Here is a 24,348-nt window from a genome sequence, read left to right as displayed (position 1 = left end):
GATTCGTATCATGCTAACTATTTTCCCACTATCAATAAGTAAGGTATATTCTCCACCTCGCTTATCCAGTCTACCTTCCACCCTTATCTAACGAGGCAAGACAGTGAGTATCTCAACTGCCCTGGACCACCTGCCCGCATCCAAAGATCTGACTGCTCTTCAGCAGCAAATGGCGACAACCCACCTGCGCGACTTGTTTGCTGAGGATCCCAACCTTTTTGATCGCTACAGCCTTGAAGCTGCAGGCCTGTTTCTTGATTACTCAAAGCACCTGATTAACGACGATGTAATTACATCTCTGATTAAGCTGGCGGAACAGGCTAATCTGGCACACGCTCGAGAAGCCATGTTTGCCGGTGAAAAAATCAATTACACGGAAAAGCGTGCGGTTCTTCATACCGCCCTGAGAAGCTTTGGCAATGCCCCGGTGATGGTGGATGGTGAAGACATCATGCCAATGATCCGTGAGACCCGAGCCCGCATGAAGGCCATGACTGAACAGGTCCACTCTGGTCAGTGGCTGGGTCATACCGGCAAACCCATCAAGCACATTGTCAATATCGGTATTGGAGGCTCTTATCTGGGACTCAAAACCGCTATTAATGCCATGACCCCATACCACGTTAAGGGTTTTGAACATCACTTTGTGGCGAATATTGATCCGAACGAATTATCTGAAGTTCTGCGCAGCATTGATCCAGAAACCACTCTGTTTATCGTTGCCTCCAAGTCTTTTGGCACACTGGAAACCCTGCAGAATGCTCAGGCAGCCAGAGCCTGGATGATCGAAAAAGGCTGTGCAGAGCAGGACATCCGCAAGCACTTTATGGCCATCTCCACCAACCTGAAAGCCATTGACCAGTTTGGTATTGCTCAGGAAAACACACTGCCGCTGTGGGACTGGGTCGGCGGTCGCTACTCACTCTGGTCCAGCATTGGCCTGTTGATTTCCATGGTTGTTGGCTACGACAACTTTGAGCGCCTGCTAAAAGGAGCTGAAGCCATGGACCAGCACTTCTGCTCAGCCCCTCTGGCGGGAAATATGCCGGTAATTGCTGGCCTGCTGGGCATCTGGTATCAGAACTTTATGGGTGCTGAATCTCATGCAGTCATCTCGTATGACTACTTCCTGCGTGATCTGCCGGGCCACCTGCAGCAGGTAGATATGGAAAGTAACGGCAAGCGTACCCGCGAAGACGGCAGCACCGTTCCATATCAAACTGGATCCGTAATCTGGGGAGGTACCGGCACCAATGACCAGCACGCATATCACCAGCTTCTGCACCAGGGCACTCGGTTAATTCCGGTGGACTTTATCGCGCCGGCCACAACCCATAACCCGATAGGCGAACAACATCCATGGCTGTTTACCAATGCACTGGCTCAGAGTCAGGCCATGATGCAGGGCAAAACACTCGAAGAAGTTCGAGATGAACTTACGGCTTCTGGTATGAGTACTGACGAGGTGGAGCGTCTGGCGCCTCACAAGGTGATTCCGGGGAATCGTCCTAACAGCATGATTGTTCCCGAGAAGATCACACCGGAAACTGCCGGTGCCCTGATTGCCATGTATGAGCATAAAGTCTTTGTACAAGGCACCATCTGGCAGATTAACTCTTTTGATCAATGGGGCGTTGAGCTTGGTAAGGTTCTGGGGGATCGCCTGATCGAGAAAATTCGCTCGAAAGATGAAACAGCGGATCAGGACAGCTCAACTAACGGCTTGATCAAACGCTTCAAACAATTTAACGGTTAAATTCCTATCCCGCCAGCCTCTCTAACCAGAGGGGCTGCCTCCCTCTTTACGACCATTGAGAATTGATTGTACAAGTTTTTTATTCGTACAGGATTAATGGCGATAGACGGGTTAATTCACTAAAAATCCTGTATATTCTTCCGTCAACAACTCTAACAGTCGGATTTGCATTAATGATTACAACATCCATTCCAGTCACTGATATTCACCGCCACCTGGACGGCAATATTCGACCTGAAACCATTCTTGCCCTGGGTCACAAGCACAGCCTTCAACTACCTGCCGATACGCTGGAAGACTTGATACCTCACGTCCGCGTGATGAGCCAGGAGCCAGATCTTATCAGCTTCCTCAGCAAACTGGACTGGGGAGTCAAAGTCCTTGCTGACTACGATGCATGCCGACAGGTAGCTTATGAAAATGTAGAAGATGCGCTGAATGCTCAAATTGACTATGCGGAACTCCGCTTCAGCCCCTGGTACATGGCAATGACCCATGGGCTTAACCCAGAGGGTGTGGTCGAAGCCGTTATTGATGGTGTTATAGCAGGCAGTCGAGACTTTGGGGTTAAAACCAACCTCATCGGCATTCTGAGCCGTACTTTTGGTCAGGAAGCCTGTCAGAAAGAACTGGATGCCTGCCTCGCTTTCAAAGATCAATTAGTCGCCATTGACCTTGCTGGTGATGAACTGGGCAAGCCCGGCGAGCTGTTTGTCGACCACTTCCGCCAAGTACGAGATGCGGGCCTGCAGATCACGATACACGCAGGAGAAGCAGCAGGACCTGAAAGTATGTGGCAGGCGATCAAAGAGCTTGGTGCTACCCGAATTGGTCATGGAGTGAAGGCCATTTACGACCCCAGATTGATGGATTATCTGGCAGAGCATAACATCGGTATTGAGTCCTGCCTGACATCCAATATTCAAACCAACACCTTCCCTAATATTGAGAGCCATCCACTTAAACAGTTTCTGGATCATGGCGTTCTTGCCACCATCAATACCGATGACCCGGCAGTGGAAGGCATTGAGCTTCCGCATGAATATGAGGTTGCAGCTCCCGCTGCAGGACTGACGGGGCAAGATATCCGTAAAGCACAGGAAAATGGTTTGACCATTGCTTTTTTAACTGATGAAGAAAAGGCTTCTCTTAAACTCAAAGTAAAAGACAGGAAATAGTCTGAAATCCATCATACAGATACCTGTTATCAAAAACAGGTATCCACTGTTCCAGATCCCTCTTTCCGACGAGCCGTTATCCAGCATTGCGCTATTCTGCCGAGTAATTATCAGTAAATAGCCATGAGCGGCCTCGGAAGAACCCCGCTCCTACCATCATGAAAATGGCATCAAAAGCTAGACGCTATATAACGGCATTTTCGTGGCTAACAGAGGTTAAAAGCTTGAACGCAGGGAAGGGATACGGGTCATGGATTCAGAACAAATTAAAAAAGGTACAGGCAACGAAGCTCTTTTCAATATAAGTGGTCCATTCCAGCCAGAGGGCAGCACCCCACTGGAATCAGCACCAGATTACCGTAAACTCAAAGGGCAAGTCGTTGCTCAACCTTCAGAAAAAGGTGTTCTAAAGCCTGCGGAACATCCTGTAGATCCATGGGAACATGACTCAGCCTCCATAGAGCAAAAACTGTTTTCTGACATAGACGTGGTGATGACAGTTGCTATCAGTGACAAAATTGAATTAAAGAAGAACCTATCAGACCTTTACAAACAAGCTCATGACCTGATGACTCGCTACAATCAGAGAATTCAGAGTCTATTGATGGAAGATCGCTTTTTATATCGACACTCGTCTGAAATTTCAGCGCTCATGATTCGTGGACTAATGCCTCCATTAGAAGAGATCAAAACACTGGAGAAATCACTCACATCAACGCGGAAAAAGCTGGCGGAAGAGCCAATTGATAAAATCCAGAAATCGTCGACTTCAGCGCTGGAACAAGTCGAGAAGGTTCTAAAGGATGCCAGGAATCGAATAATCAAGCATACCAAGCCATTGAAACCTGCCCAGCTACTGCAAAAGCAACTGGTTCAACAGCTGGACCAGAGAGCCTCTGAACTTCATCAGCACATTGAGAGCTCAACAACCACAGTTTCTGGAGGCAGCTCAGGTAATATTTCCAATAATGCGTTACCCACCATAAAAGCCCAGCCAGCCATTGCTCTTCCTTTCACATCCCATAAGGGTAATGAGCAAGATAAGTCGGTAGAAAGTTTGACCTCAAAGCAACTAAAAGCGTTGGCAATAAAGCTCGACACATCCGGCACAGAAGGTCGAAAGCGCTGTTTTCAGGATATAGTCAGCTACATAGCTTCAGAACACAAACATTATGCCACTCTAAAGCCATTCCTGTCCGTTGCAGAGCAGAAGTGTGAGCTGCTATCAATGAACTCGGATAAAGCCTGCAAAGCGTGTTTGGAAGCACTCCAATTACTTGAAACGTCTTCTCAGGGAGATGCAGACCTGTCACTGGACACATTGATCCAGGTTGACAAAGCCATCAACAGGCTGGCTTCATTTGATAAAAAAATACCGGGAGAAGTCTGGCAGTTATTAACAGAGCTGACACCTTACAATACCGATACCAGATATCATTTATTAAACCTGTTGTGCAGAAAGCTCCTGCTTGATGGTCCAACACCTTTAACGCAAAAAGCTGTGCTCAATAGATTCCGGGATGTTAGGCAGTGTCTGGTACTACTCCAAGAGAACACCAGTGACGAAATATTTGACCTGCAGTTTGCAGCTGTTTATGGCCAGATATTCACCTCACCAACTCAGCTGAAAAAAGCCCTTAATACGGTCAACAAGCCCCACGAAATTTATGCGTTGCTTAAGATATTTTCTCGTCAAACAAAACGTGAACAATCGCTACTCACTGGAGCTCTTGAAAAACTGAAAAATAGAGACAGTGAGAAATATGAAGATCTTCTTTCTGGAGCTGCAGCCTTTGAGTTCCTTGTGAAAGAGTTACCTGAAAAGTTATCATCCGAGATCAGTAAGTACCGTCATGCAGAGCCGAGTCAGACTCATAAGCAGTTAACGCAGTCTGTAATCAAGAAATACTCGGACTACTACAAAGCAATGGAGTTAGCTAAAAAACAGAAAGAAGATATAAATAAAGAAGAGCATCAGCAAAGAAATACTCTAAATCAGCTCGGCAGAGATTTATCAGAAGTTCAGATCAGCCTTGAAGCCTCAGGCAACACTGTTCTGACAAGAATTTGTGAAGAAATACAATCAATTATCTACCAAGCCCAGACAAACGGACAAACCATACAACCTCTTTCCGAATGCAGGACAAACATTATCCACGCACTGGTCACTAAGCATCTTGAAAGTGATCAAACCAGCACGATCATCAAGCTGTTTATTGAGGTTCAGACCGTAATAGAACAGGCGGGAGAGACAAGTTTACAGGAAAACTCGTTTCAGCCTCCCGAGAGCATCACCCAGGCACTGGCCTCTCTGTCAAACGGTGCTTCACCTAAATGGTATAACCAACTCTTTACAAGCCACCTTCAAGAACAAAGAACCAATACTCTGGAGATGGTGAAGGGCCTTTTCAAGGCTTACCAGCAAACCATTGCAGCGCCAATGCAAATAGGGGATTTCATTGAAGCAAGTGCCCTGGAAATTACAAAAGATAATGATGACCCATTGATCAAACAACTTGCGACAGAAATGCAGACCTACGCTCACCAGCTGAAAACACCTTAAATAGCGACCTCCCCCCCGTCGGCAGGTTTACTGTATAACCTGTCGACATATCATCATCCCCCTGCCCTTTTAGCGTCATAACCTTCTTTTTTGAGGTGATCGACCATGATATCCACATGATCCCCTTGAAGCTCAATATTGCCATCCTTAACAGCACCACCACCACCACAACGTTTCTTTAGCTGTTTAGCAAAGGCTTTCAAATCATTACCTGCTAATGGCAGGCCACTGATTACCGTTACAACCTTTCCGCCTCTCCCCTTTTTTTCTGGGCGAACACGGACATTGCCATCACCCACGATCTCAGGCTCATCCTTTTCTTCTTTAATTCTCCCGGAATCTGTGGAATAGACCAGCTTACTTTCAGGGTTACGCTGATACTTGCTCATCACCAACCTCTCAAAACAGAAAGCCACCTTTTTAACGTCATGAACCTTCATTGTCGAGATATACAAACAGAACCAACAAAAAAACCAGCCAAAATGGCTGGCTTTTCAAAAAAAGGGGATGAAGAAAATGTGAACTCACGCGCCTCTGGATAAAATATTACCTTTAACCGCTGACGACATAGACTGTGCTCTTTCACTCTCTGCATCGCTGCCGCGGTTAATCAACGCTTCACTTGCCTGTTGCTCATCCCGAACTCTGCCTGCCTCATCACTCCCCATTAATGCTTTTCTCAACCTTTCATCAAATTGCGCCTGCATCTCAAGCCGGTGCATATACCGTTTGAACTCTTCAGAGCTCATAGGCTCATGTGAGTAGGGATGAATAGGTCGACCGGATTGATCACTCTTGGGGATCATATCTTCAGGGTTCGGTCTCTGGAAAGAGATATCACTGTTTAAACCTTTTATTTGCTCAGACATCCTTTTCTCCTCGCATGACTACTTCTTTAACCCACCGCTTCGAGATCGGAACATTACCTCTGTGATTTAAACAGAAGTGAAAAAACCATCAAAATTAAGCTTAAGTCTAGCTAAAGAAAAACGGCCTTAAAGAAAAACAACGTTTAGTCATTAAGAATCAACAAGATAATAACCATCGTAAAGCTACAACTTCCGTTCCCTGGAAGTATTTTCATACATCCTCAGCAATCCTGAAGCCAACCATTTCGAACAGAAATATCAATTTGTTCAAGAACATAGGCCCATAATGCAGGAGCCAGCCTTTCCAGATGCTGATTTCGTCTCAGTACCTGACTACGAGTCACCTGATACGTGGCCCATGTACCGCCATCACTCTCCATATTCTGAATAACAGGCAATAAGCAATCCATCGCTTTAGCAAAACGTGCGTCAGGAGTTTCAACCTCCTCAAACTCGAGCCACAGCACTTTCATTTCTTCAGCCTGATCATCCGGCAAAAGACCAAACAGACGCTCTGCAGCAAGCACCTCCTTAGCCCCTTGCCCAGAAAGCTCCGAAGTATCGGCAAAAGCAAATGTGTCACCGGCATCAATCTCAACAATATCGTGAATAAGCAACATTTTGATAACGCGAAAGACATCAACAGGCTCTTCAGCATACTCAACCATGGTCATAGCCTGTATAGCAATATGCCAGCTATGCTCAGCACTGTTCTCTTGCCGGTTGTTATCCGGTTTTACTCTGGTTCGGCGATACACGGCCTTGAGTTTATCCAGCTCTTTTAAAAAGGTGAGCTGCTGCTCAAGCTTGGCAGTACTTTCAAACATCTTTTTTTGAACCATATTACTAAATAAGAGTCATACTTCATGATCGTAACAAATAAAGCAGTCACTTTTGAGAATTTATCTATAAAACTTGTAACTATTCAGCACCCTTCATATAAATCTGGAATTTTCTGATTTTTCGACCATCATCTTATACTCAATTTTTCTAACAAATCTCCAGTATGGAACCAGACTTCCCAGCTACTCCGTTTACCGAAGCTCTCCTTAAAGAGAATGAAGAGCTTCGGACCGAGAATGCGCTTTTACGGGAACGTTGCAGCGAACTGGAAGAAAGGGTTAATAAAAACAGTCAAAACAGTAGTAAGCCACCATCGTCAGATGGTTATCAAAAGCCCAGTAAAAAAGGGAGTGATAAAGGTGATACATCTTCCAAAGAAGCCCCCTGCTCCTCACAGGAAACACCGAACCCCAAAAGCCTTAGACCATCTTCAGGCAATAAACCAGGTGGCCAGAAAGGTCATCAAGGCTCTTGTTTGAGACGTGTCGCCTTACCCGATTATGTCAGGCATCTGAAGGTTGAAAAATGTTGCTGTTGCCAGTCTTCGCTTATCGATATTAAACCCACCAAATACATTGAGCGACAGGTTTTTGATCCAGGTAGACCCGGAGAATTTGAAGTTACCGCGTACTGGGCAGACGTTAAAGTATGTCCTTGTGGTAAACGGAACACCGCTGAGTTTCCCCAAGGAGTGAAAGCCGCTGCTCAATACGGAGAAGTGACTCAGGCAATGGCTGTTCATTTAAACCAGTATCACTTCATCCCATATCACCGGGTGTCTGAGTATTTCAATACTATTTATTGCATGAGTGTCAGCGCAGGCTCTGTTGCCAATTTTGTTGCCTATACCCATGAGAACCTGGCCTCTACTGAGCAGAGTATCCGCGATGCTTTACAAGAAAGTCCGGTTGCAGGAGCGGATGAAACTGGCATGCGGGTTGACGGTTCACTGTGGTGGTTACACATTATGCGAGATGACCAATGGACGCTTTACTACCTCTCAGAAAGGCGAGGTTGTGAAGCAATGGATGCAATGGGCATCCTGCTGACTTTTGCAGGCATTCTGGTTCACGATCATTGGAAGTCCTACTTTGCCTATGCGGCAGTGCATGTGCTTTGTAATGCCCATCATCTGAGAGAGCTTCAGGGAGTTGTCGATAGGGATGCGAATAAGCTGGCTCTGCGGCTGATGAAATTGCTTACGCTCTCCTGGCACTTCTGCAAGAAATACAAAGCAGCCGGTCTGACTCAAATGCCTGGTGCAATACAGCTTCGCATTGAGACGATATACGACCAAATCCTTCAAAGGGCTCTCACGAAGGAAACCGCTTATATGGAAAAACAACGACAGGTGCTTGGACGTAAGAAGGTCAGGAATACCAAGGCCTACAACCTGTTCAAAAGGCTTATTGAGTTTAAGGTTGAAACGTTGCGCTTCATGTCGGACTTTTCAATTCCCTTCGATAACAATGGCAGTGAACGTGATGCCAGGATGGCCAAACTTAAGCAGAAGATCTCAGGCTGCTTCAGAAGCGAAGACGGAGGTACCATGTTTACCCGAATCCGAAGCTATTTATCATCTGCTAAAAAGCAGGGGTTGAACATATTTCAGGCGCTTCTTAAAGCGGTTCGAAATTACAACAATACGCCTTTGCTGGGTGCTGAATAGTTACTAAAACTTATTAAGTTATCGAGTAATGAATCTCCCCCCCTCAGGTGATGTCTAATCATATCAATCACCGTTACATTCATTACCAATGATCTAATGACTTAATTCAAAAATGACAATTTATGAAACCATAAGACAGAACGTAACCAGGCTTACACGGCATGGATTGCCCAAATTAAAAGTCAGTAAAGTCCCAAGAGGTCAGTAAACACATGATAAACCTTCAAGCCAGCATCCCCCCTCCCTCTTTCATGGATGATGAACCCATAAGAACATGCTTTATTCGAAACAGTGGGGAAGTACAGGAACTTGAGCCTGCCCTAGGCTATACAGAAGCAGAATCCACGAGACGTTTGGAAGACCATTATGGATGCACTGTTTGTAAAGAAGTTGTTGAGGAAACCCCGTTACGAAGTCGAGCTTGCAGAATAAGGCATGGTGATCACACCAATCATATCTTATGTCGCCCCTGTTTTGATCAACTGACTCCAACACCAAGGACACACATTTTCGCAAGCGGGACCCTAACCAAAAAATGCCCTACATGCCGCGAGGAGCTTGACCCCCCTGAAGCTTTTGAACCCTGGATGCCTCAATTGCCTTGGTCGACCTGGTGGTCAGAACATCAAGTTATTGGACCAAAGCCAGATCCGTTGGAAAGGATACAAGACCCTACTATACTTGCAGACATTCAGAGCACCTATCAAAAGTGCCATGTTCATAGCAGTCAGCATGCCCAACCAGTTCCAACACCAGCACCCGCAACAGTTCCGATACCTGCTCCAGCGACCAGACGATCTGCCACATGGTCTGCAGGGTCAATTGCTCGAGAAGTTTTCTCGCTTCCATTTAGAATTACCAATACCGCGCTGAACTTTGGCCTCTTTGCAGGCTATTACGTTACTGTGATGGTGGGCACCACAATCGCAGCGCTTACTGGTATCGCGGTTGGTATAGCAGACGCAGTCTATAGCAAAATAACCAACCAGCAGCCCAGAAAAACAATTAAAGAATATTGTATCAGTTTTGCTAAAACAGCATTCGAACGATTATCAATGCCTTATAAGATGCTACCAAGACACTCACATGCGGCAGTATTGCCTGCATTAAGTAGTATTCTTTTTTTCGCTTTAGCAGTGAAAAGTTCAAGGGTCTCAGCTCCTATATACGGTCCTTCGATATATAGAGTATCTCAAGCTATTGGCGAATTAACATATCTCGTTTCAAATCCCTACAAACCAGTCACGGATAGAACCGTTAACCTATTCATTAATACACACCGCTACATGACAAACTTATGAAATTTGGAAATTAAGCTGTTATACAAAGGAAGCCTTTCTTAACCAGAGGTTTCCCTTGTATCACTTAACCCGATCTTACCCTTGCTCAAGCAATCGGCGCAGATCAATAATTGCCGCATTCGCTCTGGAAACGTAGTTGGCCATTACCAGAGAATGGTTGGCCAGGAAGCCAAAACCGGAGCCATTGAGAATCATCGGACTCCAGACGGTATCCTGAGTTGCTTCAAGCTCTCGAATAATCTGTCGGACGCTGACAGTTGCGTTTTTCTTTTCCAGAACGTCAGCAAAGTCGACTTCTACCGCCCTGAGAAGGTGTATCAAAGCCCATGAGGTGCCTCGAGCTTCATAAAACACATCATCAATCTGTGACCATGGTGTTTTTACATCCACCAGAACAACACCGTCCGTGGACTGAGCTGCTCCAGTATCACCCGCCAGGTCTGTATTCAGACGAGGCTTACCCACACTGGCACTCAATCGCTGGGAAAGGCTCCCAAGTCGGGTCTCTACATCCCCCAGCCAGCGGGTCAGGTTATCTGCTCTGGTGTAAAACTGAGCGGAGTCATTGGGGTCTGATAACCGGTTCATATAGCTTTCCAGCTTATTAATACCCCGCTGATACTCTCGTTCACTGGAGGGTAAGATCCAGCTTCTGGCATCAAAATTGAATTGCGGCTCGGCAACGGCCAAATCAGGGTCTTCCCTGGACTGGGACTGGGAACGACTAAAGTCCTTTCGGAGTGCTCTGGCCATATCCCGAACCTGAATCAACACCCCAACTTCCCAATTGGGCATGTTATCCATCAGCACACCTGGTGGCATAATATCGTTACGCAGAAAGCCTCCTGGCTTATTTAATAAAGTGTCTGCCAGTGTGTACAAAGTTGCGGTTGTCGTATAGCCGGTGACTACATCCTGCCCATTATCAGTTGCCAGTTTTTCGGCATTAGCCTGAACAGAGAACAACTCTGGCTCCTGACTCCAGTACCAGCCAATGAGTGAAAAAAGCAGTATAAGAACACCAGCACCAACCATCAGGGCTTTGCCATGCACCAAGCCCGATATGCTATGAATTCCTGACTGAAAGGTCTGTTTGATCTTGTCCAGCGCCATAGTCTCCTCGTTCGTCACCGGTCAGGCTTGTTATCCTGATTATGGCGTTCCAAAATGGATGCGCTTATCGAGCAGCCATTATCCTCTAATAATCATGGTTGTGCGAGCTTATACCCATCGTACTTTCTAACTACCATAATGAGTATGGTCGCTCGAAAGTTCGATTGGTATTTTACCTAAGAATCCAAAAGATGAATTACCCGAAACAGAGTCTGTAGCTACAAGTAATCATTTGCAGGGGAAATATAAAAGTTGTACTTCAAATAATAGAGCTTAGAGCCGCTCCGGCTGCCCCAGGAAGTATCCCTGACCACCGGCAATTCCCAATTGCTTCAAGGCTTCCCACTCTTCTTCTTTTTCAACACCTTGAGCCAAAACCCCAATATCCCTTGATTCAGCCAGCATAGAGAGCGTTCTTATATAGAGCTGATTCTCATAACTCAACGTAACATCTCTGGCAAAGCTGCCATCCACTTTCAGGTAATGAGCATTAATCATCTGAAGGAAGGTCAGTGCCTGACTGGAAACTCCAAAGTGATCAATTGAGAACTGACACCCAGTCGCTACCAGTTTATCCACCCGCTCAGCAACCCGTTCACCCACTAGCATCAACGTTCGCTCTGGTGTCTCAAGAATCAGGCGTTTTGCCAGATCCGGGCGAAGTTTAAGTGCATCCAGTAGCCAGTGGTAAAAGTCATCATCCATCAACGAGTAAGGTGAAATATTCAAGCAATAAATCCGATAGTCACCCCGCTCATCAATATAATCAGCCAGTGCAAAAAACACAGCACGGTCGAACTCCGCATACAAATCATAGCGTTCAACAATCGGTAGGAAAGAGTCAGCAGAAACCACATCATCATCCAACTTTATCCGTGTAAGGACTTCCGTAAAGGCAACATCACCTTTCACATCAAATATTGGCTGCCCATACAGTTCAATAAGACCTTCAGACATCACTTTTTCAAGTTTCTCAAGCCACTGGGAGTCACTCCACCGCATATAAGGGTAATCAGTCTCACCACTGACTTCCGTGACCTCCCAGCCATTCTTTACTCGAACTTCCTGCGCCAGTAGCTGCTTATCTCCATGATCCAACAGAAACTCTGGTGAGCAGCGCCCCTGATGGATGACAGAAGCAATGTGCAGGCTATTACTCCCTTCCGGGGAAGAAAAGAACTCCATGGCGGCCAGAACCCTGAAAAGCAGCTCGGTAATCCTGCGATTTTCAGTAACGCCGCAGGCAGGAATAAATACGGTAAAACTTGCCTCATTTCTCCGACCCAGGAATGCTTCCGGCCAGGGGAGCAGGGTTTTACCAATCCAGTGACTGATCGTCACCAGCAGGTCATCAACAAACTTCTGGCCAGATTTACGGTGTAATTCCTCTATTTCTCTCACCTGAATCAGAACCAGACTGCCGCCGGCTTCACCAGCTTCTTCATTTAAAACCGTATTCATCCGGCTTTTAAATGCCTTAATATTAAGCGCGCCTGTCAGAGAATCTTTTACTGACTTGCGACGCAGCTCTTCGGTTAATGCCACCTTTTCAGAAAAGGCCTTTTCCAACTTACCTGCCATGCGGTTCATGGCCTGTACAACTCTGCGAAGGTCTGTCGTTTTTGGCAACTCGGGCTGTATCTCAAAGTGACGATCGCAGATACGGTTTGCCTGATGCTCCATCCGTTTTAACGGTCGCAGAACCACCCCGAGAAGAATGTTCAACCCTACAATGGCAAATAGCAGGCCAGCACTGAACAGAAGGATATCCCCACTTAGTTTTGACCAGAGACTGCGATAGGCATAACCCGGATGGCTGGCCACAAGCAGCTGTCCCATTGGAACCCAGCCGCTATTGATCTCACTGGTAACTTCGGGAGCTTCGAGATCAATCAGTTTCACAAACCAGTCAGGCACGCCTTCCAGAACTACCGGGTGTTCACTGTTCACCAGTACGTTTCCAGACATATCGGTAAAGCGGATCTGTCGGTAGTACCCCCGGTCAAAAACCGCATCAATCATCGAGTCTATTGCGGCAGTATTGCCTACGCCTGCTGAAGCAATTGCGATACCCAGAGATGTAGCCGTATCCTGTGAATGGGAATTCAGCTGTTCCTGTAAATAATGACGGGCATCGCTTACCGTCAACGCAAAGCTGCCGGCAAACAGCAGAATCAAAAGCAACGTTAAAGATAGAGCCAATTCACGAAGTAGTGTCATGGTGGCATCCCTGTTCGTTTCCTGAGAAAGCAGTCTTATCCATTAGCTGCTCGCGTCATTTATTGTTCCCTGACTATTTGACTTCTGTAGCCGCCTGCGTAGCTCCGTCCAGGTTTTTATTTTATTAGATTCACCGACTCTGACACCCTCCCCCCGCTGACGTGATAGCCACAACCCATCACCGTTAAAATTGTAAACGGGAACAAGATCCTTGCGGCTGCTTGCAGGGCGAATCTCACTGATCAGATTGTCCAGAATCAACGGTTCTTCTCCCGGATTTGCAAAGTAGCTGAGCACCATATGGGCCTGATCAAGCTCAACCGCCTTTACATAAGTGATCCTCAGCTTTTCATCGGGAACGCCAAGCTCGCGGAGCGTAAAATATTTAGCAATAGAAAAGTCCTCACAATCGCCAGCGCCACTGGCCAGGAATTCCACAGGGGTTGCCCAGAAGTCCTCTTCCCCCCAGTGATCAATATCATTCATAAATCGCATGCGGTTAAAGAAGTCATTCACTTCAACCAGCTTCTGGGGCTCTGACAGCTTCTGACTGTACGTTATGAGATTCTGCCAATGGGTCAGCCGTTCAGCAGCAGCAACGCCATAGAGTTTGCGAGCACTATCCACCAGGGCTTTACCCACCACCAGATCTCCAGCCAATACAGCAGCAAAGAAAAAATGTAGCCATTTGGATGGAAGTAGGTGAGATAGCATCCAGAATATTACCAACCGATTCCTGATCTTATATAGAATCGGCAGCCATCAGGGTAGACTGTAAGGAAAAACCGGCAAAAGGCGATAACAGGGTTGGCGGCCGGGCAAATCTATGCGTATAATCCAACCCGCTTCAGGGCCTATAGCTCAGTTGGTTAGAGCAGTGGACTCATAATCCATTGGTCGCAGGTTCGAGTCCTGCTGGGCCCACCATTAAATAGCACCCCTTCCTTGCAAATAAGCATTCAATTTTGCCACCGGATTTGCTTCTTAAAGAGTAAGGGCAGCCTCACCTGTCAGATACTCCCTACACGGCATCTCAACAACCACATACCACACATAACTCAACCCCTGACAATGACAGCAGCATTTCTTTTTTCAAAAAACGTCCATTTTGACTAAGAGACTGCTTATCAAGCATGCCCCCATTTACATACAGGCCATTGACCAATCTCTATCCAACCAGATATAAACATAGGGATTCAGTAAACACTTTGTATATTGAATATTTTCGCATTGATGAATATCAAGGAAAGGCAATCTGATGACATCTATAGTTCGAGGCTGAAAAATAAACAGCTTTATTAGATAGTTATCAGTAGAAGACGCTGACATTCTTCTTTGTTATATTATCGAAACGATTAAACAATCCGGAAATCAGCCCAAATAAAGAGACAACTCAGGCTGAGTTGATGTAGATGAGAGCAAGCTGTGACGTCACTGAATAATACAATAAGCAGCCATGGAAGCGTCATTGCCCGCCAACTGACATCATCCAGATTTTTCAAGCTTCATCACCTCAGGACGCTCTGTCAGATTATTCTGATTGTTCTGCTAGCCAGGCAGCTGGCCATCATCACATGGCAGCTTCTGCCAGATAACACTCTCGAGCAATCAACGGTTCAAAGTATCAAGGCACAGATACCGTCTGCCAGAAACACCAGCAACATCAACCCGCTTTCTTCTCTGGAAAGCCTTCAACTCTTTGGTAAACCACCAGTAGCACAACAGGTGCAGGCTCCCGCACCTGAAGATGTCCCCGTTTCACGTCTGGCAGTTCGCATCACCGGCCTTGTTGCCAGCAACAACCCGGATGAGTCTCTGGTCATTATTCGCTCCGGTTCTTCCGATGCCACCTATCGTCCTGGCGACACGCTGAAAGGCACTCGGGCAACAGTGGACACAATTTATGCTGACCGGGTCATCATTCGCAATGGTGAACGTTACGAATCACTGCTGATGTATCCGGATGAAGCAAATAAACGACCGATTCAGAGAGCAACTCAGAAAACGACCACAATACAGCCGGCTAAAAGCAATACCGTTGCAGATATTCGCAGGAAGCTTCAGGATAAACCTGACTCATGGGCAGAGATTGTGACCATTTCACCCGTTCGCAGAGACGGGGAATTACAGGGATATCGGGTTAATCCGGCCCAATATCCGGATTATTTTACTCAGCTTGGCCTTAAAGCGAATGATATGGCAGTAGCCATCAACGGTTATGACCTGACAGACACTAATGAAGCAATGAAGGTCATTGGACAGCTGTCTTCAATGAATCAGATTTCATTAACCATTGAGAGAGATGGCCAGCGTTTTGAGATTGACCTGTCTTCCTGATTATTAAGATATATACGCCATGTGCGACTTTTAGGTTTGCATAAGGAGACATGACTGATCCTGCTTTCTGCTATTAAAAGCAGTAGAAAGCAAAGAAGGTTTCAGTCATGCCCGTTGAAGAGTTTATCACTACAGTCTACTGCTTGATCGACGATTTGGTAAAAGAGCTTTTTCCTGTACCACTGCGACTTCGAGGGTTTCCACCAAAGCTCACTGATAGTGAAGCGATCACCATGGAAGTTGTCGGTGAATGGCTTGGGCATCATAAGGACACTGAGATTTGGAAGTATTTTACCCGACACTGGCGACACCTGTTTCCTGACATTCCTTCACGCTCGGCATTTGTCAAACAGGCCGCCAACTTATGGCATGTGAAACAACGACTGCAAATTCGTATAGTCCAGATGATGCATGCAGATAATGCAGATATCCATTTAATCGATGGTTTTCCGATTGATGTTGTCGTCAGAACCCGTGCACCACAGAGCCGTATCTTTAAAGCTGAGGCTGGTTATGGTTACTGCGCTTCCAAGGACAAGAAGTTCTATGGCTTTCAGGGGCATTTGCTGGTTGAAGCACGAGGGATTCCTGTGGGTTTTACTCTGACCGCAGCGAACGTAGATGAGCGTGATGCAGCCTATGACATGCTCGAGACCATTTCTGGCCTCTTGCTTGGCGATAAGGGCTATATAAGGCCTGAGTTTAAAGCTGATTGTCAGGAATTAGGTATTGATCTTCAGACGCCACTGAGAAAAAACATGCAAGATGAACGTCCGAAGTCGTTTGTAAAGCTGGTATTACGGGTACGACGGAGAATAGAAACAGTGATAGGTCAATTGACAGAGCGCTTTGAAATAGAAAAGTGCCATTGTTGAGATAGATGGCATATGACATCACGTATCGCTCGGAAGTTACTGGCACATAATATTGGTTCTTATCTGAATATAATTGCTGGTCGTCCTGCAATACAGTTTGAGAACCTTATTTCCGAAGATTAAAAAACGGAAAGCAAATAATTGCGTGATTTTGAAGATACAACTTGGACTTACCATCATGCTAGCCCGGATATTTCATAAACGTGCTCCCGTTCTCGCTTGTCCTTTGCCGCCCTAAGGGAGTTTTGCTCGGTCGACCGTACTCCCCGGTACGGCACTCCCTCACAAAATCCCTTAGGGCGACAAAGTCCTGCCCGAGATTCGGGGCAGTTTATGAAATATCCGGGCTAGTAATTTGAGATAGTTTCAGACAAAGTCGCACATCGCGTATATATAGGTACCGCTATGTTTTCATCGTCGGTGTGCGCAGGGGAAATCCGTGCACTGATATCCAGGACGAGCTTTTTATCACTGCGCTGGCCGCAGGCACTATTAAAAGCTCTACCATTCGTGCTGGCGTTGCCTCTATCACCATCCGTGCTGGCAAACAACGCTCCTGCACCAAGCTACAACAGCAGTTATGCATCTTCCCACTCACTGTATTCTGCCAGTTTTGAAAAAGCGGATATCAAAGAGTTTATTCGTACGGTCAGTGCCAACCTGAATCGCACCATCATCATCGACCCTGGCGTTCGGGGTGAGGTGACCATCCGTGCTTATGAGCAACTGAATCGACAGCAGTACTACAAGATGTTTCTGTCGGTACTTTCCGTTCATGGATTTGCGGCAGTTGAAGATGAAAATGGCCTGGTAAAAATCATACCGGACAAAAATGCCCGTACCTCGTCCATACCAGTGGTTGCCGGTAAAAAGCTGGGAGACCAGGTCGCCCACGGTGGTGATGAGATGGTCACCTGGGTTCTGCCAGTCAACCATGTGCCTGTACGTGAGTTGTCACCTATTATCCGACAACTGGTTGATAGCTCAGGCAGTGTCGTACATTACGACCCATCAAACATTCTGATTCTCAGTGGCCGGGCCAATAACCTTGAGCGTGTTGCCGAGGTGGTTCGTCGTATCGACCAGGCAGGCATGCGCAATGTCCAGATCGTCCAGCTGTTCCACGCCTCTGCCAGTGAGATGGAACGAATCCTTATGGCGATCTACGCCGGACAGGGTCAGAAGCCCAACGGTATGCCGCCCATCATTGTCAGCAATGAGGCCAGCAACCAGATCATCCTGTCTGCTGATGCCCAGACCCTGCAACGCATGAAAAGCCTGTTGCTGCAAATGGACGCCGAGCGAAAATCCACGGGCAATATCCGTGTCTTCTACCTCCACTATGCCAAAGCAGAAGACCTGAAAAAGGTACTGGACGGCGTTGGTAAAATGCTGATTGCCTCCGGTAGCAGCAGCAAAAGTGCCTCTGGCGATTACAGCATTGAAGTCCATGAGCAGACGAATGCGCTTGTGGTTACTGCTCGCCCTGATGTGATGCAGGCCATGGAATCTGTGATTGAACGGCTGGATATCCGCCGTGCCCAGGTCATGGTGGAAGCCATCATTGTTGAAGTCGCTGATGGGGACGGCATTAATCTGTCATTCCAGCTGGCCAATGAAGATGGCACCAGCATGATGCAGTTCCAGGACGGTTCCAGCGTTCCTATCGGGGAAATTCTGATGGGGATGAAAGAGGCAGAAGATGAAAAAGGTTCCACCATTATCAATGATGATGGAACAACGATAAATCCTGATAAGCCCGGTGATTACACCGCCCTTGCCGCAGCACTGGCAAAAGTCTCCGGTGCTGCCTTCAGCATCACCTCCGGCGACTGGACTGCACTGCTTCAAGCCGTCACGACATCCAGCCAGTCCAATGTTCTGGCGACTCCAAGCCTGCTGACCCTCGATAACGAAGAAGCCTCTTTTATTGTGGGTGATGAAGTCCCCACTCTCACTGGCTCAACACCCAGCTCCGGTAACGACAACCCTTACCAGACCATCGAGCGAAAGGAAGTGGGTGTCAAACTGACGGTCACGCCGCAAATCAATGCCGGTGATGCCGTAAAACTGACGATTGAACAGGAAGTATCCAGTGTCAATGGCCGTACCCCCGTTGACGTAACCTTTGCCACCCGTAAGGTCAAAACATCGGTCATGGTAAAAACCGGGGACACTGTCGTCATAGGCGGACTGCTGGATGAAAACGTTCAGGAAAGTGTCTCAAAAGTACCGCTACTGGGTGACATACCAATCCTTGGTCACCTGTTCCGCTCGACCTCCAGTAAAAAGGTGAAGAAGAATCTGATGGTCTTCCTTCGTCCCACTATTATTCGGGATGACCTGACCATGAACGCCATCAGCGGCCAGAAGTACGATCTTATCCGTGCTTACCAGCTGGATAAGCAGGCCCAGGGTATTTCATTGATGCCCGGTTTCGATACCCCGGTTCTCCCGGAACAACCCACTGCCCGCGACTTCCTTGATGAACTCAGACGCCAGATGGATGAAGAGTCAGCAGAAGCTAAAGACGCTGAAGCGCAGGAAGAAACCTCAACTCAGGCATCCACAACGCCAGTGCGTCGTACCGGTGGGAGAAGGTAATGACGGAAGTTGCCTTGAGCCCTGAAATGTCGCAACGGGAAGAAGAAGCGTTGAGTGAAGAGCTGGCTCTGACTATCGAGAAACGGATGAGAGAATCGGTAATCTCCGAGCCAGAGCCTGCCAGCCAGGAAGAGCCTCTCAGCGTAAAAAGAGTGCGCAACTTACCGTTTTCGTTCGCCCGTCGCTTTAATGTGCTGCTCTCATACAGTGATCAGGGCAAGGCTCAGGTCTGGTACAAAGGGCTCCCTTCCACCGCTGCACTGCAGGAGGCCAGGCGCTTTGCCGGCACGTCACTGACCCTGATTGCTCTGGACGAAGATGAGTTTGAGCAGAAACTGGCAAACCATTATCAGCAGGACTCTTCCGCTGCACGACAGTTAATGAATGACATCGGCAATGATGAAGGCCTTCAGGCCCTGGCAGAAGAACTGCCAGAAGATGAAGACCTGCTGGAAGCGGATGATGGTGCTCCGATCATTCGCCTGATCAATGCCATGCTCAGTGAGGCGATCAAGGAAGGCGCGTCCGATATCCATATTGAGACCTTTGAGCGAAACCTGACGGTTCGCTTCCGGGTTGACGGTGTGTTACGGGAAATACTCCGTCCTCAGCGCAAACTGGCTGCCGTTCTGGTTTCCCGGGTAAAAGTCATGGCCAGGCTGGACATCGCGGAGAAGCGCGTTCCCCAGGATGGTCGCATATCTCTTCGTATTGGTGGCCGTGCTGTCGACGTTCGTGTATCCACTCTGCCTTCACGCCACGGAGAACGAATCGTTATGCGTCTGCTGGATCGCAACAGTGTCCAGCTGGATCTGGCCAGCCTTGGCATGGAAGGCCCCCTTTGCGAACAGTTTCGAGAGCAGCTGCATAAGCCTCATGGCATTCTTCTGGTTACCGGCCCTACCGGTTCCGGTAAGAGTACAACGCTCTATGCCGGGCTGAGTGCTATCAACAACAGTGAGCGCAATATTCTGACGGTTGAAGACCCGGTGGAATACGATCTGGAGGGCATTGGCCAGACCCAGGTTAACCCAAAGGTGGATATGACCTTTGCCCGGGGGCTGCGCGCGATTCTTCGACAGGACCCGGATGTGGTGATGATCGGTGAAATCCGCGATCTGGAAACTGCTGAAATAGCGGTACAGGCATCCTTAACCGGTCACCTGGTACTCAGCACACTGCACACCAATACCGCTGTTGGTGCCGTCACCCGTCTCAGGGATATGGGAGTTGAGCCCTTCCTGCTGGCCTCAAGTTTGCTGGGAGTACTGGCTCAGCGTCTGGTCAGAACACTCTGCCCGAACTGCCGACAACAGCGCCCTGCCACCGAACTTGAAATCAACCTGATGGGGCTTTCATCCGACCACCCGCTGTGGCATTCCACCGGTTGTGAGGAATGTCATAACACCGGCTACCGCGGCCGAACCGGTATCCATGAACTGTTTCTGGTCAATGACCAGGTACGCCGACTGATTCATGATGGTGCTGGTGAACAGGCCATTGAACAGGAAATACGTCATTCGTCGAATAGTATTCAAACGGATGGCTTCAGAAAAATCCTCAGCGGTATCACCACTCTGGAAGAGGTGATGCGTGTCACCAGGGAATAAAAGCGCATGAGCGTATTTGCTTACGAAGCCCTGGATGCCAAAGGGAAAAAAAGTAAGGGCGTAATAGAAGCCGACTCGCCTCGTCAGGTCCGGCAAAAGCTTCGGGTTTCGGGGCTGAACGCCATCGCGGTCAGTGAAGCCTCTAGTAAAGAAACATCAGATACAACCAAAAGTAATGGCTCATCGTCCGGTCGGAACAGTCTGTTTCGCTCTTTTTTTCGCTCTTATTTTCAAGAAAGGGCAACGGATGCTGAAGTAGCACTGCTGACACGGCAACTGGCAACGCTCGTTGCTGCGGGCATTCCCCTGGAAGAGTGCCTGCAGGCACTGGTAAGACAGCTGCGCAAGCCGCATCTGAAATCAATCATCACCACCGTTCGCTCAAAAATTCTTGAGGGACAATCTCTGGCCGACAGTCTGGCCTGCTACCCGAAAACCTTTGACCGGCTGTATCGTTCCATGGTGGCAGCGGGAGAAAAGTCTGGCCACCTGGATGGTGTACTGGAAAGGCTTGCCGACTTTACCGAGCACCGTCAGAAAATCAAAGGGCAGCTGATTCAGGCAATGATCTACCCGGCCATCCTGACACTGGTTGCCATTGGTGTGGTGGCAGCATTGCTGGTGACTGTCGTTCCCACGGTTGTTGAACAGTTCGCCCATATGGGTGAGCAGCTCCCCGCCATGACGCTCGCTCTGATCAGCATCAGTGACTTTGTTCGTGCTTATGGACCAACCATTGCCCTTGCCCTGCTGGTTGCCCTGGTGATACGTCATCAAATTTTGCAGCGAAGCCGAACCTGCCGACTGGTTCACGACCGCTGGCTACAAAAACTGCCACTGATCGGCAGTGTCCTCAGCGGAGTTGACTGTGCCCGTTTTGCCAGAACCCTGAGCATACTGACCAGCAGCACCGTGCCATTACTGGAAGGTATGGGGATTGCGTCAAAGGTGCTGGTGAATCAACACATGCAGGAATCACTGATCAAGGCGGCTGAACGGGTCAGGGAAGGTTCTTCCCTCTGGCAGTCACTGGAGCAGACCGAACTTTTCTCCCCCATGATGCTTTACATCATTGCCAGTGGTGAAAAGTCTGGCGAGCTGACCGGCATGCTGGCCAGGGCTGCAGACAATCAGGATCAGCAATTTGAGTCCCAGGTGAATATAGCGCTGGGTATTTTTGGCCCATTGCTGATCGTTGCCATGGCAGGTGTCGTACTTTTTATCGTTATGGCTATTTTGATGCCAATGCTCGACATGAACACATTCATTGGCAGTTGATTGATTTGAACGGCAAGGTGTCGATAAGTGCTCCTGCCCTATCGATACTTTGTGGTAAAAAACAGTATTAGACCATTAGGAAAACCCAATGAGCCTTATTAATAAAAGACAGAAGCAGTCAGGTTTCACCCTGCTGGAAATCATGGTGGTGATTGTCATTCTTGGCGTACTGGCCAGTATGGTCGCCCCTAATATTATCGGCAATAAAGATAAGGCCGATCTGCAGAAAGCCGTGAGTGATATCGTTGCTCTGGAAAATGCCCTGGACATGTACAAACTGGAAAATAATGTCTACCCCTCTACTCAGCAGGGGCTGGAAGCACTGGTCAGCAAACCCTCTGGCAGCCCTGAGCCACGATCCTACCGGGACAACGGTTACATTCGCCGTCTGCCAAAAGACCCATGGGGTAACGAGTACCTGATGCTCAGCCCAGGTGAACACGGTCCTGTGGATATCTTCTCCGCCGGCCCTGATGGTCAGCCAGGCACCGATGACGATACCGGAAACTGGAACCTGGATAGTTAACCACGCTCAATGGCTAACAACATTATACAGTCCGAAGCGGGACAGAGAGTAAAGCAGCACGGCTTCACACTGCTGGAAATCATGCTGGTAATGGTACTGCTGGGGTTAGCCATATCCGCCATTCTGCCTTCCATCATGCCTGATGACAGTGGTGCACTCATGCAGAAAGAGGCCCGGCGGCTGATCCTGCTGGCCCAAACCTCACAGGAAAAAGCACTGCTCCATGGCATGGATATGGGTCTTCTGCAGACGACAGAAGGCTATCAATTTCTGATTTATAAGCAGGGAACATGGCAGCCCATCAGCGGTGATCGAATCCTCTCACCGGTAGCATTGAATAAGGCTCTGCGGTTTGCCATTTTGCCAGGGGAGTCTGTATGGCGAGACACTCTGGATCTGGAGCAGGATAACGGTTTTACCTTTGACGCTTCTGATGAAAATTCTTCTTCAGACTCCGAACATGAGGCTGAACCAGACCTGTTCTTCTGGGCCACCGGAGAGATTTCACCGGCAGAGTTAAGGCTCTTTTCTGCAGATGACCCCAGGCATGCCCTGTCCATCAACCTGAAAGAGCATGGTGAAATCGCCCTGGCGGAAGGAGTCAAAAGATGACGCCCTCCAGAGTCTCTGCTGAACAGGGTTTTACTTTACTGGAAGTACTGCTGGCTCTTGCGTTGCTCGCCATTGCTGGCATGTCGGTATTGTCCATGAGTGGCGAAAGTGTGCGTAACACAACAGTACTGGAACAACGCACTCTGGCTCGACTCGTGGCTGATAATCAGATGACGGAAATTCATCTGCAAAAACAGTTGCCGACACTCAGCTGGCAAAGGGCAGAACATGAGCTGGCCGGGCAGCAATGGTTTGCCCGCTTTCGCAGCGTCAAAACCGCTGATAATGATTTTCGGGCGATTGATGTTGAAGTACGAAGCGAACAGGATGAGAAGAGCCCCATACTGGCGACGCTGAGAAGCTATATGGTCAAACAGGGATGATGCAGATCAAAAAAAAGCAGACGGGTTTTACCCTGCTGGAAATGCTAGCGGCCATCGCTATTTTCAGCATCATCAGCCTCAGTGCCAGGCAGATTTTTCAAGTCGTAATGACCGCCCATGATGTTGTGCTTAATAAAAACGAGCGCCTGCGACAGCTGCAATATACGCTGCTGCTGATTGACCAGGATCTTCAACAGATTGCCGACCGGGGAACCCGGGTTGATGGCAGCGTCACAGAACAAAGCCTGTTCAGTGACTCACAGATGCTGGACAGCGACGATGAAGCACTCGCACTGGTTCGCCATGGCTGGCACAACCCGGACTACCGTTTACCCAGACCAGAACTGCAGCGGGTATTTTACCGCCTCCGGGATAACCGTCTGGAGCGCCAGTATCATCATGTCCTCGACCCTGCCTCAATCAATGTCGAGCCGGTAACCCAGACCTTATTAACCAATATCAACTCACTGAAATTCAGTTTTTACATCAATGGCCAGTGGCTGGAGTCTTTACCCGCTGAAGGCGCTCTGCCAGAAGGGTTAAAAATTGAGTTTGGTATGAACGACCTTGGACGTATAGAACGACGTTATATACTGCCGTCACCCTGACAG

At 48.1% G+C, this 24,348-nt stretch carries 20 protein-coding genes and 1 tRNA gene; 15 read left to right on the top strand and 6 right to left on the bottom strand.

The features are described 5' to 3' along the window. The first annotated feature begins 103 nt into the window (after positions 1-103). From pgi to ACOCLE_RS23600, 3 genes are all read left to right on the top strand, one after another. Complete coding sequence (gene pgi / locus ACOCLE_RS23610; protein ID WP_419534496.1) at positions 104-1,756, top strand: glucose-6-phosphate isomerase; 1,653 nt, start codon at positions 104-106, stop codon at positions 1,754-1,756. Between the two features lie 173 nt (positions 1,757-1,929). Continuing rightward, positions 1,930-2,934 (top strand): adenosine deaminase, encoded by a 1,005-nt coding sequence (add, locus tag ACOCLE_RS23605; RefSeq protein WP_419534495.1) that lies wholly within the window; start codon positions 1,930-1,932, stop codon positions 2,932-2,934. Positions 2,935-3,184: 250 nt separating this feature from the next. Further along, on the top strand, positions 3,185-5,497 hold the full coding sequence (locus ACOCLE_RS23600; protein ID WP_419534494.1) for a hypothetical protein: 2,313 nt from the start codon (positions 3,185-3,187) through the stop codon (positions 5,495-5,497). Positions 5,498-5,550: 53 nt separating this feature from the next. Here the strand turns inward: ACOCLE_RS23600 and yciH are convergent, their stop codons facing one another. The 3 genes from yciH to ACOCLE_RS23585 all read right to left on the bottom strand — a co-directional run bounded on the left by yciH (position 5,551) and on the right by ACOCLE_RS23585 (position 7,193). After that, the gene (gene yciH / locus ACOCLE_RS23595) at positions 5,551-5,937 is read right to left on the bottom strand and encodes a stress response translation initiation inhibitor YciH (protein WP_419534493.1); all 387 of its coding nucleotides are present in this window, start codon (positions 5,935-5,937) and stop codon (positions 5,551-5,553) included. Between the two features lie 84 nt (positions 5,938-6,021). Beyond that, positions 6,022-6,366: a hypothetical protein gene (locus ACOCLE_RS23590; protein WP_419534492.1), complete on the bottom strand. Its 345-nt coding sequence runs from the start codon at positions 6,364-6,366 to the stop codon at positions 6,022-6,024. Positions 6,367-6,587: 221 nt separating this feature from the next. Further along, entirely contained in the window at positions 6,588-7,193 is a 606-nt protein-coding gene (locus tag ACOCLE_RS23585; protein ID WP_419534491.1) for an HD domain-containing protein, read from the bottom strand. Between the two features lie 179 nt (positions 7,194-7,372). Between ACOCLE_RS23585 and tnpC the strand changes: the two genes are divergently transcribed. Together tnpC and ACOCLE_RS23575 are read left to right on the top strand one after the other, a co-directional pair. Beyond that, the gene (gene tnpC, locus ACOCLE_RS23580; protein ID WP_419532963.1) at positions 7,373-8,878 is read left to right on the top strand and encodes an IS66 family transposase; all 1,506 of its coding nucleotides are present in this window, start codon (positions 7,373-7,375) and stop codon (positions 8,876-8,878) included. Between the two features lie 587 nt (positions 8,879-9,465). Continuing rightward, entirely contained in the window at positions 9,466-10,179 is a 714-nt protein-coding gene (locus tag ACOCLE_RS23575) for a hypothetical protein (protein WP_419534490.1), read from the top strand. Between the two features lie 75 nt (positions 10,180-10,254). Here ACOCLE_RS23575 and ACOCLE_RS23570 read toward each other — a convergent pair whose 3' ends face one another. The 3 genes from ACOCLE_RS23570 to ACOCLE_RS23560 all read right to left on the bottom strand — a co-directional run bounded on the left by ACOCLE_RS23570 (position 10,255) and on the right by ACOCLE_RS23560 (position 14,226). Further along, complete coding sequence (locus tag ACOCLE_RS23570) at positions 10,255-11,292, bottom strand: DUF2333 family protein (RefSeq protein ID WP_419537258.1); 1,038 nt, start codon at positions 11,290-11,292, stop codon at positions 10,255-10,257. A 273-nt stretch (positions 11,293-11,565) separates the two neighbouring features. After that, complete coding sequence (locus tag ACOCLE_RS23565) at positions 11,566-13,512, bottom strand: EAL domain-containing protein (RefSeq protein WP_419534489.1); 1,947 nt, start codon at positions 13,510-13,512, stop codon at positions 11,566-11,568. 42 nt (positions 13,513-13,554) lie between these two features. Next, entirely contained in the window at positions 13,555-14,226 is a 672-nt protein-coding gene (locus ACOCLE_RS23560; RefSeq protein WP_419534488.1) for a transglutaminase-like cysteine peptidase, read from the bottom strand. 136 nt (positions 14,227-14,362) lie between these two features. On the opposite strand from ACOCLE_RS23560, the gene ACOCLE_RS23555 reads away from it, so the two are divergent. The 10 genes from ACOCLE_RS23555 (at position 14,363) to gspJ (ending at position 24,345) form a co-directional block, all read left to right on the top strand. Further along, a tRNA-Ile gene (locus ACOCLE_RS23555) sits at positions 14,363-14,439 on the top strand. A 498-nt stretch (positions 14,440-14,937) separates the two neighbouring features. Next, on the top strand, positions 14,938-15,849 hold the full coding sequence (gspC, locus tag ACOCLE_RS23550) for a type II secretion system protein GspC (RefSeq protein ID WP_419534487.1): 912 nt from the start codon (positions 14,938-14,940) through the stop codon (positions 15,847-15,849). Between the two features lie 107 nt (positions 15,850-15,956). Beyond that, on the top strand, positions 15,957-16,724 hold the full coding sequence (locus ACOCLE_RS23545; protein ID WP_419534486.1) for an IS982 family transposase: 768 nt from the start codon (positions 15,957-15,959) through the stop codon (positions 16,722-16,724). 405 nt (positions 16,725-17,129) lie between these two features. Next, positions 17,130-19,328 carry a type II secretion system secretin GspD gene (gspD, locus tag ACOCLE_RS23540; protein ID WP_419534485.1) on the top strand — a complete coding sequence of 733 codons (2,199 nt, stop codon included), beginning with the start codon at positions 17,130-17,132 and terminating at the stop codon, positions 19,326-19,328. An 86-nt stretch (positions 19,329-19,414) separates the two neighbouring features. Then, positions 19,415-20,938: a type II secretion system ATPase GspE gene (gene gspE / locus ACOCLE_RS23535; RefSeq protein WP_419537257.1), complete on the top strand. Its 1,524-nt coding sequence runs from the start codon at positions 19,415-19,417 to the stop codon at positions 20,936-20,938. 6 nt (positions 20,939-20,944) lie between these two features. Beyond that, positions 20,945-22,216, top strand: a complete 1,272-nt coding sequence (gene gspF / locus ACOCLE_RS23530) for a type II secretion system inner membrane protein GspF (protein ID WP_419534484.1) — start codon at positions 20,945-20,947, stop codon at positions 22,214-22,216. Between the two features lie 88 nt (positions 22,217-22,304). Further along, complete coding sequence (gene gspG / locus ACOCLE_RS23525; protein ID WP_419534483.1) at positions 22,305-22,742, top strand: type II secretion system major pseudopilin GspG; 438 nt, start codon at positions 22,305-22,307, stop codon at positions 22,740-22,742. 9 nt (positions 22,743-22,751) lie between these two features. After that, positions 22,752-23,354, top strand: a complete 603-nt coding sequence (gspH, locus tag ACOCLE_RS23520) for a type II secretion system minor pseudopilin GspH (RefSeq protein WP_419534482.1) — start codon at positions 22,752-22,754, stop codon at positions 23,352-23,354. Continuing rightward, a complete protein-coding gene (gspI, locus tag ACOCLE_RS23515; RefSeq protein WP_419534481.1) occupies positions 23,351-23,737 on the top strand; it encodes a type II secretion system minor pseudopilin GspI in 387 nt (128 codons plus the stop codon). Before gspH ends, gspI begins: the two co-directional genes overlap by 4 nt. After that, on the top strand, positions 23,734-24,345 hold the full coding sequence (gene gspJ / locus ACOCLE_RS23510) for a type II secretion system minor pseudopilin GspJ (protein ID WP_419534480.1): 612 nt from the start codon (positions 23,734-23,736) through the stop codon (positions 24,343-24,345). Before gspI ends, gspJ begins: the two co-directional genes overlap by 4 nt. Positions 24,346-24,348: the final 3 nt, after the last annotated feature.

This window comes from Endozoicomonas sp., from assembly GCF_965196975.1.
GTDB lineage: Bacteria > Pseudomonadota > Gammaproteobacteria > Pseudomonadales > Endozoicomonadaceae > Endozoicomonas.
Note: the sequence above shows the minus strand (reverse complement) of the source record. Positions and strands in the feature narration are given on the sequence as shown.